This window comes from Burkholderia sp. BCC0322 (genome assembly GCF_902833045.1).
GTDB lineage: Bacteria > Pseudomonadota > Gammaproteobacteria > Burkholderiales > Burkholderiaceae > Burkholderia.
Genome location: NZ_CADFDU010000010.1, coordinates 22,589 through 35,514 on the forward strand (window position 1 = coordinate 22,589; position 12,926 = coordinate 35,514).

Consider the following 12,926-nt stretch of genomic DNA (forward strand, 5'->3'; position numbering starts at 1 on the left):
GCGAGATCCACGCCGCACCTCGTGTCAGGCTCTCGCCACCCCCATCGCTTTCCGCGGATTGACCCAACGCCGCCCCATTCTTCATGACATCCGACTATTCCCTGACCCGCCCCCTGAATACCCGCGACGTGCATCGCTGGGATGCCGAGCACGATGTCGTGATCGTCGGTTTCGGCGCGGCCGGCGCCTGCGCGGCGATCGAAGCCGCGCGCGCCGGCGCCGACACGTTGATCGTCGAGCGCGCGTCGAGTTACGGCGGCACGAGCGCGCTGTCGGGCGGCGAGATCTACCTCGGCGGCAGCGGCGGCACGCCCGCGCAGCGGCAGGCCGGCTTTACCGACGACACCGAGGATCTGTACCGCTACCTGATGCTGGCCGGCGGCCGCGACGCCGACCACGCGAAGGTGCGCCTCTACGCGAACGAAAGCCTGGCGCACCACGACTGGCTCGTTGCCCAGGGCCTGACGTACAAGAACACGTTCATCGCCGAGCGGATCGTCGAACCGGAAACCGACGATTGCCTGATCTGGTCGGGCAGCGAGGAAGCCTGGCCGTTCAGCGACGCCGCGAAGCCGTGCCCGCGCGGGCATACGCCGCAATGGCCGGGCTGGGGCGGCGGGCAGATGCTGATGCGCGTGCTGGCCGAGCGCGTGGCGGCGCTCGGTGTCGCGACGCGCTACGACACGCGCGCGCTCGCGTTGATCGTCGACGACGGCGGCGCGGTGCGCGGTGTCGTGCTGCGCGCCTATGGCGAGACGGCGTTCGTGCGGGCGCGTCGCGCGGTGATCCTGTGCGCAGGCGGCTTCGCGATGAACCGCGAGATGGTGCGCCGGCATGCGCCGCAGTTTCTGCGCTCGGACGAACCGATCGGCAGCCCCGGCGACGACGGCTCGGGCATCCTGCTCGGCCAGAGCGCGGGCGGCGCGGCGATTCATATGGATCAAGGCTTCGTCAGCCTGCCGTTCTACGCGCCCGAATCGCTGATCAGGGGGATCTTCGTGAACGCGCGCGGCCAGCGCTTCATCAACGAGGACGGCTATCACGGCCGCACGGGCCATCACGCATTCCACCAGGCCGACGACCGGATCTACCTGCTCGTCGATCAGGCGACGTATCGGGAGCCGCCTGCGATCGCGCGGATCGGCATCGCGGCGGCCGGCGAAACGTGGGAGGAGGTCGAACGCGACCTGCGGATGCCGGCGGGCACGCTGACGGCAACCGTCGACGTCTACAACCGCCATGCGGCCGAAGGTGCCGACCCGCTGTTCCACAAGGCGAAGAAGTGGCTGCAGCCGCTGATCGAGCCGCCGTTCGTCGCGCTCGATTGCCGGATCGACTACGCGTTCTATCCGCATTTCACGCTCGGCGGGCTCGACACGCTGCCGACCGGGCAGGTGGTCGATGCGGCGCGGGCGCCGGTGCCCGGGCTCTATGCCGCGGGCCGCACGACCTGCGGGCTGCCGCGCTGGGGCGCGGGGTACAGCTCGGGGCTGTCGCTGGCCGACGCGACGTTCTTCGGCCGACAGGCCGGGCGTCACGCCGCGCAAGCGGGGTGCGACGCAGTGCGCCGCGCCGCGTCGCATTTGCCGGCCTGAAATGAACGACGCCCCGGGCAATCGTATTGCCCGGGGCGTCGTCGTATCGCCGGCCTGATCGGTCAACCAGCCGGCCGAGCAATCAGGCCGGCCTGCCGTCAGCCGAGATCGAGCGCATTCGTCAGATCACCCGGCGGCGTCGCGCCGCGCGCGGCGAACGCCTGGTTGCGCGCGACCACCCCGTCGAGCGGCGCGAGCCCGTGCACGCGGCTGATGAAGCGCAGGATCGAGTTCGTGTCGTACAGCGTGTGATCGACGAAACCCTTCTTCGCGAACGGCGAGATCACGAGCGCCGGAATCCGCGAGCCCGGCCCCCAGCGGTCGCCGACCGGCGGCGCGACGTGATCCCACCAGCCGCCGTTCTCGTCGTGCGTCATCACGATCACGGTGTTGTCCCATTGCGGCCCGCGCCGGATATGGTCGATCACGGTCGCGATGTGACGGTCGCCCGATTCGATGTCCGCGTAGCCTGCATGCATGTTCAGGTTGCCCTGCGGCTTGTAGAACGTGACGGCCGGCAGGCGGCCTGCGTCGATGTCGGCGATGAAGTGGTTGGTCGACGGCTCGTCGCCGAGCCCGGCGTCGCGCAGGTGCTTGCTGCGCGCGTCGGTGCCGGGCGCGTAGTTCGCGAAATAGTTGAACGGCTGGTGGTGGTACTGGAAATCGGGCACGTTGCCCGTGTCGCGATGCTCGAGCGCGTACTGCCACGCGCCGCTGTACCACGCCCAGTCGACGTTCTTTTCCGACAGTCGGTCGCCGATCGTCGCATGGCCCTGCGGCGGCATCACGCGATGATCGGCCGGATCCGCATATGCGGCATTGCCCGGGTCGGCCGGCGGCACGTAGCTCGGCTGGTACGGCGGCGCCATCGTGTTGACGCCATAGCCGTCGGGCGTCAGCGGGCCGTCGCCCGCGAATTTGGGCGGGCCGTCGAGCGCGGACGCCGGCGAATCGTCGGCGAGCTTCAGGCGCGTGCCGGCCGGATCGTCGCCCTCGACTTTCGACAGCAGCTTGGCCGCGTGCGGATGCTTGTGCGCGTCCGGATACAGCGGCGGCTGCGCGGAAATCAGGTACATGTGGTTCAGCCACGACCCGCCGAAAGCGGCCATGAAGAAGTTGTCGCACAGCGTGTATTGCCGTGCGAGATTCCACAGCCGCAGCGTGTCGGCCGAATTGCGGTAGTGGCCCATCACCAGGCCGCCCGAATCGGCCCACGCGGCGAACTGGTTGTTGCGCCCGCCCGCGATCTGCATCTGGTTCTGGTAGAAGCGGTGCCACAGGTCGCGCGTGATCACGCCGTTCGGCAGCGCCTTGCCCTGTGCGTCCGTAATCAGGAACGGCGCGTTCGGCAGCTTGTCGATGTCGCGCTCGGCGATCGCGTAGCGCTTGCCGTCCACTTCCTGCGCCTGCGGCACGAGCCCGCCCCAGATCTTCGGCAGCACGGGCAGCGGCGTCTTGCCGTCGCGATCGAGCTGCTGCGCGTGCTCGGGGCGCACCTCGCTCAGCGGATGGCGCACGCCCGGGAAATCGCCGTACAGGTTCGCGAAGCTGCGATTTTCCGCATAGATCACGACGATGTGGCGCACGCGCTGGCGCAACGCTTCGTCGATGCGCAGGTCGGCGGCGGCGCGCGGCGCGCTGCCTGCCGTGGTTTCGCAGCCGCTGAGCGCGACACCCGCACCGAGCGCGGCGAGGCCGCCGAGCAGGCGGCGGCGGTCGGGATCGGCGGGAAGGTCGTCGGGGCGATCGGGGGTGTCGTTCACGTCGTGGGTTCCTCGAATGGGCGGGTGGACGGGGGCGTGATGCGCGGCGGCGTCGCACAGGCTGCCGCGCCGCAGGATGGAAGGCAACAGCCCGTGTTGCGCATGGGCAGGCGCGATGCGTCTGTCACAAAAATGTCATGAGCGCGACTATAACGCGGCAACGGGGGCAGATGAAAGGTGTTGGTCGGACGATTCGAGTCGCGCCGCGGGCGATGCGCGACGCCTGCGCGCGAACTAGACTTGATTCAGGGGCGGCGCGTCGCAGCGTGCCGCCCGGGCGAGGATTGCCCGGCGGCGCCGGCCCGCGGCGTCGTCGCGGCGCCATTGATGCGACGAACGAGGCGATGAAGCGAGGCGACGATGGCCCGCATGAATGCCGCTTCCGCATGGCCGCCGACGCCGCGCGCCGGCTGCGCGCGTGGCCGCACACATCCGCCGTGCCGCGCCGCCTAGCGTAGCGCGCACGTCCGGCCCGATGCCATGGACAGGAAATTCGACTACCCGGGATTGCTGATCGCGGCGGGCTTCTTCGTGCTGTTCGCCGCGCAGTTGCTGATGCTGCATTCGTCGCCGGCGTCGATCGCGTACAGCGATTTCCACCGGCTCGTCGCCGCCCGGCTCGTCGACGATCTCGAAGTCGGCCCGGCATCGATCTCGGGCATGCTGAAGATGCCGCAGGCCGGCACGATGCTGCCGGCGTCCGAAGTCGCGGCCGTGCAGCAGGCCGGCGCGCCGTGGCGCTTCACGACCAACCGCGTGACCGACGAGCACCTGACCGACACGCTGACCGCCGCCGGCATCCGCTATCACGGCGCACCGGACACGAGCTGGATCGCATCGCTTGCGTCGTGGCTGCTGCCGCTCGTGCTGTTCGTGTTCATCTGGAACATGATGCTGCGCAAGCGCGGCGGGCTGCAGGATTTCACCGGGATGGGCAAGAGCCGCGCGCGGGTGTACGTGCAGCAGGAAACCGGCATCACGTTCGACGATATCGCGGGCATCGACGAAGCGAAGGCCGAGCTGCAGCAACTCGTCGCGTTCCTGCGCAACCCCGACCGTTACCAGCGGCTCGGCGGCAAGATCCCGAAGGGGGTGCTGGTGGTCGGCGCGCCGGGCACCGGCAAGACGCTGCTCGCGCGTGCGGTGGCCGGCGAGGCGGCCGTGCCGTTTTTCTCGATCAGCGGCTCGGCGTTCGTCGAGATGTTTGTCGGGGTCGGCGCGGCGCGCGTGCGCGACCTGTTCGAGCAGGCGCAGCAGAAGGCGCCGTGCATCGTGTTCGTCGACGAGCTCGATGCGCTCGGCAAGGTGCGCGGCGTGGGGCCGATGTCGGGCAACGACGAACGCGAGCAGACGCTCAATCAGTTGCTCGTCGAGATGGACGGCTTCCAGGCCGGCTCCGGCGTGATCATCATGGCCGCGACGAACCGGCCCGAGATCCTCGATCCCGCGCTGCTGCGGCCGGGCCGCTTCGATCGCCACATCGCGATCGACCGGCCCGACGTGAATGGCCGGCGGCAGATCCTCGGCGTGCACGTGAAGCGCGTGAAGCTCGCGGCCGACGTCGATCTCGGCGAACTCGCGTCGCGCACGCCGGGCTTCGTCGGCGCGGATCTCGCGAACGTCGTCAACGAGGCCGCGCTGCATGCGGCCGAACTCGGCAAGCCGGCGATCGGCATGGCCGACTTCGACGAGGCGATCGACCGCGCGCTGACGGGCCTCGAGCGCAAGAGCCGCGTGATGAACGCACAGGAGAAGCTGACCATCGCGTATCACGAGGCCGGTCACGCGCTCGTCGCGGAAAGCCGCACGCACTGCGATCCGGTGAAGAAGGTGTCGATCATTCCGCGCGGCGTCGCGGCGCTCGGCTACACGCAGCAGGTGCCGACCGAGGATCGCTACGTGCTGCGCCGAAGCGAGCTGCTCGACCGGATCGATGCGCTGCTCGGCGGCCGCGTTGCCGAAGAACTCGTGTTCGGCGACGTGTCGACGGGCGCGCAGAACGATCTGGAACGCGCGACCGCGATGGCGCGCCACATGGTCATGCAGTACGGGATGAGCGAGAAGATCGGGCTCGCGACGTTCGACGATGGCGAAGCGCGCCAGGGCATACCTGGCGCATGGCATGCGGGCGACATGCGCTGCAGCGAGCACACCGCGCGGATGATCGACGACGAGGTGCGCACGTTGCTGACCAATGCGCATGCGCGGGTTGCGATGACGCTCGGCGAACGCCGCGACGCACTCGAACGCATCGCACGCCGGCTATTGCAATGCGAGGTGCTCGAACGCGACGCGCTGCAGGCACTGATCGACGGGCGCGTCGATCCGTCGTCCGCAACGACGGCGGCGCCGGACGACGAAGCCGGCGCTCGCGGCGGCGCGATCGAAACGGAGCACGCGTCCGCGGTCGAGCGCGTTTTCGTCGCGTACGGGCCGCCACGCGAACCCGATCGCTGAAGATGCCGCGAACCTGCGAGCGGCGCGCGTCGACGCGACTGCGCGCCGGCGTTTCTTTCCCCGTTGATCTCCACGGAGTCGCCATGAGCGAGGCGCACGTATCGGTCGATGTCGCGCAGCAGGCGCGTTTCTGTTTCGAAGTGGCTTTTGCCGGCACGACGCTGGCGCCGGTGCTGACCGACGAGCCGCCGCCGCTCGGCGACGGACGCGGGCCGAACCCGATCCGGTTGTTGGCCGCGGCCGTCGCGACCTGCCTCGCGGCGAGCCTGCTGTTCGCGCTGGAAAAGCAGCGTGTCGATCCGCACCCGGTTGCCGCGCATATCGACGTCGACATGGTGCAGAACGAAGCAGGCAGGGTGCGGGTGGGCGCGATGTCGGTACGGCTGTCGATCGGCAAGACGTGGGCCGATCTCGCGGCAGCGACGCGCGTGCTCGATCAGTTCGATGCGTACTGCGTACTGACGGCGAGCCTGCGCGAAGGCATCCCGGTTTCGGTCGACCTGTGCGACGTGAACGGCGCGGCGCTCGAATACGTGGCGACGGACGCGTGAAAGCGCGTCAGGATTCGGTCGCGGCCGCGACCTCGGCTGCTTCGGCGAGCGCGTCGAGAAAGCGCGTGCGCCACCAGTGCACGTCGGTCTTGCGCACGATCGCCATCAACGCCGCGTGACGCTCGCGGCGCTCTTCGAGCGGCATCGCGAGCGCGCGCTGGATCGCCTGCGCGGTGCCTTGCGTGTCGTACGGATTGACGAGCAGCGCCGGCTTCAACTGCTCGGCCGCACCGGCGAAACGCGACAGCACGAGCACGCCCGGGTCGGCTGCGTCCTGCGCGGCGAGGAATTCCTTCGCGACGAGGTTCATCCCGTCGCGCAGCGGCGTGACGAGTGCGACGCGGCTTGCGCGATAGAGGCCGGGCAAGCGCTTGCGCGCGACGGTGCGGTGAATGTAGCGCATCGGCATCCACTCGAGTTCGCCGTAGTCGCCGTTGATCGCGCCGCACAGGCTGTCCATCTCGCGCCGCAGGTCGTCGTACGCGCCGAGATCCTCGCGGCTCGGCGCGGCGATCTGGATCAGCGTCGCGCGGTTGCGGTTCTCCGGATACTGCTCGAGCAACTGGCGGAACGCATGCACGCGCTGCGGCAGCCCCTTCGTGTAGTCGAGCCGGTCGACGCCGACCAGCAACTGGCGGCGCGAATACTCGTCGCGCATCCGCTCGAACATGTCGAGGCCGTCGCGATCGCGCGCGAGCGATTCGAACTCGTCGACATTGATGCCGATCGGGAACGCGCCGGCCGACAGCGTGCGGCCGAACGCGCGCAGGCGGCCGTCCGGCAGCCGCGCGGCGCCGGCTTCCGCTTCGACGTAATGCTCGAAGTGGAGGAGATCCGACTCGGTCTGGAAGCCGACGAGATCGTACGCGAACAGCGAGCGCATCAGCCATTCGTGTTCCGGGATCGCGGCCATGATCGGCGGCGGCGGCATCGGGATGTGCAGGAAGAAACCGATCGGATTCGTGCAGCCCATCGCGCGCAATTCGGCGGCGAGCGGAATCAGCTGGTAGTCGTGGACCCAGATGGTGTCGTCGGGCCGCAGCAGCGTGCGCAGCTTGCGCGCGAACAGCTGGTTGACGCGCCGGTAGCCGTCGGCGAAGCGGCGGTCGAACTGCGCGAGATCGAGCCGGTAGTGAAACACCGGCCACAGCACGTTGTTCGAATAACCGAGGTAATACGCGTCGTAATCCTGCGGGTCGAGATCGATCGTCGCGAGCTGGATGCCGCCGACGTTCTGGATCTGCACCTCTTCGCCATGCGTAGGCTGATCGTCGCCGCCGCGTAGCCTTCCGCTCCAGCCGAACCAGACGCCGCCGGATTCCTGCAGGCTGTCTTTCACGGCGACGGCGAGCCCGCCGGCCGCGGCTTTACGAGGATCTGCGATGCGATTGGATACGACGACGAGTCGGCTCACCAGCTCTCCTGACGATTGTTGGGGGAAAGGTTCGTGCGGCCGTGGCGCGAGAAACAGACGCCGCCATCGACGCGCGGTGCGCGCGGCGATGAGGCCGCAATGCGATCGGACGGGAGTCAGGGCACGCGATTCGCCGTCCGACCGGGGAGTGCTTTTTTTAGCATACTCGTCATTCGTGCGTTTTAAAAGTCTGCGTCGGCGGGCGATGCGCGGGCGAATGCTGCGCGATCTCCCTGTCGCCGATGTGGCAACGCACGATGCACGGGCGGGATCGAAACTTGCGCAACGCCGCAAGCGCAGCGTGCGCGATGCGATGCGCAACAGCGCGCATCACGGGCGATCGTGCGTGGCGATGCGCAGGTCAGGATGTGAAGGTCAGGACGCACGCACGAGGCCGCGCCGGTCGACAGAGACGACCGTCGAGGCTGCGGCTCTACGCACGGCGCTACCCGTATGCGTGACGCGGATCGGCGAAGCGCGACGTCGTGGATAAGAACCCGCTGCGCCGGACGGAGACGATGCGCAGCAGCACCGCGCGCATCGCGCGGTGCGCACACGCGTGACGCAGGCAGTGCGGCGGCACGGCGTGCGCATCGTCGCCTCGTTGCGGTATCGATTACGCGGTGGCCGGCTGCCAGTGATGCGCGGCGGGCGCTTGCGCGTACGCGCCCGGCGACGTCACGTGCGTGCCGGACGGCATCCGGAACGCGGCAACCGTTTCGGACAGCTCGCGGCCTTGCGCCTCGAGCGACTTCGATGCGGCCGCGGCCTGCTCGACGAGCGCCGCGTTCTGCTGCGTCGTCTCGTCCATCTGCGTGATCGTCAGGTTCACCTGGTCGATGCCGCGGCTTTGCTCCGCCGACGCGGCCGCGATCTCGCCCATGATGTCCGTCACGCGCGCCACGGCCTGCGTGACGTCGGACATCGTCTTGCCGGCTTCGCCCGCGAGTTCGGAGCCGTCGCGGATCGTCTGCACCGACGCGGAGATCAGTTCCTTGATCTCCTTCGCAGCCGTGGACGAACGTTGCGCGAGGTTGCGCACCTCGCTTGCGACGACCGCGAAACCGCGCCCCTGTTCGCCTGCGCGAGCGGCTTCGACGGCCGCGTTCAGCGCGAGGATGTTGGTCTGGAACGCGATGCCTTCGATGATGCCGGTGATGTCGGCGATCTTCGACGAGCTGTGGCCGATTTCCGTCATCGTCTCGACCACGCGGCCGACCACCGAGCTGCCGCGCTGCGCGACGTCCGATGCGTTCGCGGCGAGCGAGCTGGCCTGTTGCGCGTTCTCCGCGTTCAATCGCACCGTCGACGTGAATTCCTCCATCGTCGCGGCGGTTTCCTGCAGCGACGCGGCCTGTTCCTCGGTGCGCTGGCTCAGATCGAGGTTGCCCGACGCGATCTCGCCGACCGCATGCGCGATGCTGTTCGACGAATCGCGCACGCGGCCGACGATGCCGATCAATCGCTCGTTCATCGTTCGCAATGCTTCGAGCAGATCGCGCGTCTCGTCGTTGCCGCTCACCTCGATGCGGCTGCCGAGATCGCCGTTCGCGACCGTGCGTGCGACGTCCACGGCCGAGCCGATCGGCGTCGTGATCTTGCGCGTCAGCCACAGGCCGCCGCATGCCGCGACCGCGACGGCGATCAGGCAGATCCCGGCCAGCAGGTTGCGCTCCATCACATAGCGATCCGCGAATTGCTGCGCGATCGCGAGTTCGCGTTCATGCGTATAGGTCGCGTAGGCATCGGTTGCGCGCACCAGTTGCGCGAGCAGTGGCCGGCAGTTGTCGTCGATGTCGGCGATCGCCTCGTCTTTCTTGCCGGCCTGCGCGAGCCCGACGATGCGCAGCGCGACGGGCCCGTAGCTGCCTTCGATGCGCACGATGTCGGCCACCAGTTCGCGCGCACGATCGGAGGTGTCGGTCGCGTTCGCCATCATGTCCTTGAGCTTCGCGAGATGGTCTTGCACGTCCTTGTGCGCCCGGTTCACCTCGGCCAGTTCGAGCTCGAGGTCGGACGGCTTGGTCACGAGTACGAGGTTGCGCGCGGCAATCGCGCGCCGGTCGACCGCGGTGCGGATTTGCGCGGAAAGGGTCGCCCGCGCATTGATGCCGTTCATGTAGCGGGAAAACTCGGCGTTCGTATCGGATAGCGCCTTGAGTGCCATGCCCGAGACGATCACGACGACCGCTGCGAGCAGGCCGAAGCCGCCAAGGAGTTTTGTTTTGATGCTCATTCTGGCGATTTTCACAGTGTGCCTCTGTGCGTGTGGTTAACGAATTGAAATTATTGTTCGACCAGATGCGGGCTCGTGCCGGCATTAACGGGTATACCGGATGATTCTTTACCCTTCGAAAACCCTGATATTAGTTTTTTTAGCGCTGGAATCGTTGTCGGGTGGGCGTCTTTGATTTTGATCAAGAATCGCTGGAGTGCCCGTGATTAAAAGGTTTATACGTGGAATTTGAAACCGGTTTTCTTTGGTGAAACAAAAGCTGTCGTTTTGCTAATAATCGTATGATGAATTTGTTTCGATTTATGGATGAATGCCGGAATTTGGCTTTGGCTGAATCGGGTAGGGAACCGGTTCGCGTCGTCGGCGAGTGCCGCGCGATTGCCGGTAATGGCGGATGAACGGAATGTCGCGGCGGACTGGGGGCGCCGGAAAAAGGCCCGCGGCGGGCGCCGCGAGCCGTGCGAGGGTCAGAACGTGGTGCGCAACCCGGCCATCACGCTGCGGCCGCCTTGCGGTGCGAAGCCGCGTACGACCGAGGTCGAATAGCGGATCTCCTGGTTCGTCAGGTTGTCGCCACGCAGGTAAGCGAGCCAGTGCGTCGGGCCGACGCGGAACTTGTAGGAGAGCATCACGCCGAGCGACGTGTAGCCGTCCGTCGAAAAGTCGTTGTCGGGCACGCGATGCTGCGACCACGCATGCGTGACTTGCGCGCGTGCGCCGAACGGGCCGTAGCCGTAGTCGGCCGCGAGCGTCGCGCGCAGCGGCGCGATGCGCGGCAGCGGCTGGCCCGTGTCGACGTTGCGTGCATGCGTGTATTCGGCCGTCAGTTCCAGGTCGACCGTATGGCCGCGCCGCGCGAAGGCGCGCCACTTGCCGTCCAGCTCGATGCCGTAGAACTCGGCACGCACGCCGCGGTAGATCGCCTCGTTGAGCGAGCCGTCGGTACCGGGCGCGACCGGTTCGCCGTCGTCGTTCACCACGCGGCCCGTGTTGTACTCGGTCAGGTAGTTCGAGAAGCGGTTGTAGAACACGCCGACGCTGCCGCGATTCGGGCCGCTCGCGTAGCGCAGCGACAGGTCGGTCGACACGGCCTTTTCCTTCGACGCGCTCGGGTTGCCGATCAGGAACTGGCCGGTCGCATCGTGCGGGCCGTTCGAATACAGCTCGTAGAAGGTCGGCGCGCGCTCGGTGTACGCGACGTTGGCCGCCACCGACCATACGGGCGTCAGCGAGAACAGCGCGCCGGCCGACAGGCTGCCCGCGTTGAATTCGCGCGGCTGCGCCCCCGCGAATTTCTCGACGCCGGCCGGATCGGGATCGACCTTCACGTGCTCGAAGCGGCCGCCGAGGCTCAGCTTGAGCGCCGGGACGACCTGCCATTCCTCGAGGCCGAACAGCGCGACGCTGTTCGTGCGCGTGGACGGCACCAGCATCTCGTCGCCCAGCGCGGAGAACGTGTTCTGGCCGAACTGCACGCCGATCGCGCCTTCGAACGGGCCGATCTTGCGATGCGTTGCCTCGATGCGCGCCTCGTAGCCGCGATTGCGGAAGGTGGTCGCGGTCTCGCCGTTGTCCACTTCCTTGTGGCGATAGTCGGTGTACGCGAAGTCGAATTTCAGCTTCGTGAACGGCCCGCTCAGGTTGCGCACCTCGGACGCGAGCGCAAGGCGCTCCTGGCGCATCCGCAGCCGCACGTCGCTTTCCGCGACGGAGCCGTAATTCGATTCGTAGCCGCTGTAGGACAGGCCCGCGAAGCCGTCCGCCCACGTGTACGACGCGCCCACCGAGCCGCCGTGCACGCGGCCGTCGCTGTTCGGTACGTTGCCTTCCGGCTGCGGCGTGTCGGGGCCGTCGATCGCGCGTTGCGCGCTGCTGCGTGCGTAGCCGGGAATCCGCAGCTTGCTCATTTCGCGGTCGAACGCATCGACGTGGAATGCGAAGCGGCCATTGCCGCCTTCGACTTGCGCGGCGCCCGCGCGCACCGAGTTCGCGCCGCCGTAGCGCGCGTCGAGCGCCCCCGTCACGCCCTCGATCGCTTCGCGCGGAATCCGGTTGTCGATCGTGTTGACGACCCCGCCCACCGCGTTGCCGCCGTACAGCAGCGCGGCCGGGCCGCGCACGATCTCGACGCGTTCGATCGACAGCGGATCCTGCGGCACCGCATGGTCGTACGACAGCGACGACGCGTCGTAGGCCGCGACGCCATTCTGAAGCAGCCGGATCCGGTCGCCGTCCATCCCGCGGATGATCGGGCGGCCGACCATCGGCCCGTAGGTGGTGGTCGATACGCCGGGCAGCCCGTTGAGCGTCTCGCCGAGCGAATCGGCCTGGCGGCGTGTCAGCGCATCGCCGGAAAGCTGGACGGTCGGCGCGATCAGCTCATGGTCGCCAAGCGGGTTCGCGGTCACGAAGATCGGGGCGAGCGTGGTGGTCGGTGGCGTGCCGGACACGGCGGGCGTATCGGTCTGCGCGTGCGCGACGGCGGCGAACAACATCAGCGAAAGGGACGAGAGCGGGCGAAGCGGTAGACGAGGGAGGTCGCGCATGGTCGGTGAATCGGTTGGAATCGGATCGGATAACGAGCGATGCGGGTCACGGCTGGATACGATATATTGTTGCGTCTGCGACGCGCAGTGACCCTTTGGAACAGGGCTCGACGAGGCTCGGCCACCCGGAGTGGAACGGAGCCAGGCGGACGAGCACGCGAAATGATATGTTATATCATTTCAAAATCCAAGCCGGATGACAGGATCCTGTCGGGTTTCTGTCGGATGGGTGAAATGGCAGCGGGAGCGGCGGGGTGCGCCCGCGCGGGGCTCTGTCCGGACATCCAGGTCGTGAAAACCTGGCCGGAACGCTTATCCGTTGACCACGTCGAGGCCGCCGCCCGCTGCTGTGCGACGGCGACGG

At 67.8% G+C, this 12,926-nt stretch carries 7 protein-coding genes; 3 read left to right on the forward strand and 4 right to left on the reverse strand.

From position 1 onward, the window contains the following. The first annotated feature begins 83 nt into the window (after positions 1 to 83). Positions 84 to 1,595, forward strand: a complete 1,512-nt coding sequence (locus tag HWX39_RS24795; protein ID WP_175970447.1) for an FAD-dependent oxidoreductase — start codon at positions 84 to 86, stop codon at positions 1,593 to 1,595. A 98-nt stretch (positions 1,596 to 1,693) separates the two neighbouring features. Here the strand turns inward: HWX39_RS24795 and HWX39_RS24800 are convergent, their stop codons facing one another. Then, entirely contained in the window at positions 1,694 to 3,358 is a 1,665-nt protein-coding gene (locus HWX39_RS24800; protein ID WP_175970448.1) for an acid phosphatase, read from the reverse strand. 480 nt (positions 3,359 to 3,838) lie between these two features. On the opposite strand from HWX39_RS24800, the gene ftsH reads away from it, so the two are divergent. Further along, a complete protein-coding gene (gene ftsH, locus HWX39_RS24805) occupies positions 3,839 to 5,815 on the forward strand; it encodes an ATP-dependent zinc metalloprotease FtsH (protein ID WP_175970449.1) in 1,977 nt (658 codons plus the stop codon). 83 nt (positions 5,816 to 5,898) lie between these two features. Then, positions 5,899 to 6,366 carry an OsmC family protein gene (locus HWX39_RS24810; protein WP_175970450.1) on the forward strand — a complete coding sequence of 156 codons (468 nt, stop codon included), beginning with the start codon at positions 5,899 to 5,901 and terminating at the stop codon, positions 6,364 to 6,366. A 7-nt stretch (positions 6,367 to 6,373) separates the two neighbouring features. Here the strand turns inward: HWX39_RS24810 and otsA are convergent, their stop codons facing one another. From otsA to HWX39_RS24825, 3 genes are all read right to left on the reverse strand, one after another. Further along, on the reverse strand, positions 6,374 to 7,780 hold the full coding sequence (gene otsA / locus HWX39_RS24815; RefSeq protein WP_175970451.1) for an alpha,alpha-trehalose-phosphate synthase (UDP-forming): 1,407 nt from the start codon (positions 7,778 to 7,780) through the stop codon (positions 6,374 to 6,376). 616 nt (positions 7,781 to 8,396) lie between these two features. Continuing rightward, positions 8,397 to 10,016, reverse strand: a complete 1,620-nt coding sequence (locus HWX39_RS24820; RefSeq protein WP_175970452.1) for a methyl-accepting chemotaxis protein — start codon at positions 10,014 to 10,016, stop codon at positions 8,397 to 8,399. A gap of 467 nt (positions 10,017 to 10,483) precedes the next feature. Next, entirely contained in the window at positions 10,484 to 12,511 is a 2,028-nt protein-coding gene (locus tag HWX39_RS24825; protein ID WP_175970453.1) for a TonB-dependent receptor, read from the reverse strand. Positions 12,512 to 12,926 lie beyond the last annotated feature (415 nt).

Coding starts and splice junctions, on each gene's coding strand:
- HWX39_RS24810 (WP_175970450.1), top strand. CDS start 5,899: ATGAGCGAGGCGCACGTATCGGTCGATGTCGCGCAGCAGGCGCGTTTC.
- HWX39_RS24795 (WP_175970447.1), top strand. CDS start 84: ATGACATCCGACTATTCCCTGACCCGCCCCCTGAATACCCGCGACGTG.
- ftsH (WP_175970449.1), top strand. CDS start 3,839: ATGGACAGGAAATTCGACTACCCGGGATTGCTGATCGCGGCGGGCTTC.
- HWX39_RS24825 (WP_175970453.1), bottom strand. CDS start 12,511: ATGTTGTTCGCCGCCGTCGCGCACGCGCAGACCGATACGCCCGCCGTG.
- HWX39_RS24820 (WP_175970452.1), bottom strand. CDS start 10,016: ATGAGCATCAAAACAAAACTCCTTGGCGGCTTCGGCCTGCTCGCAGCG.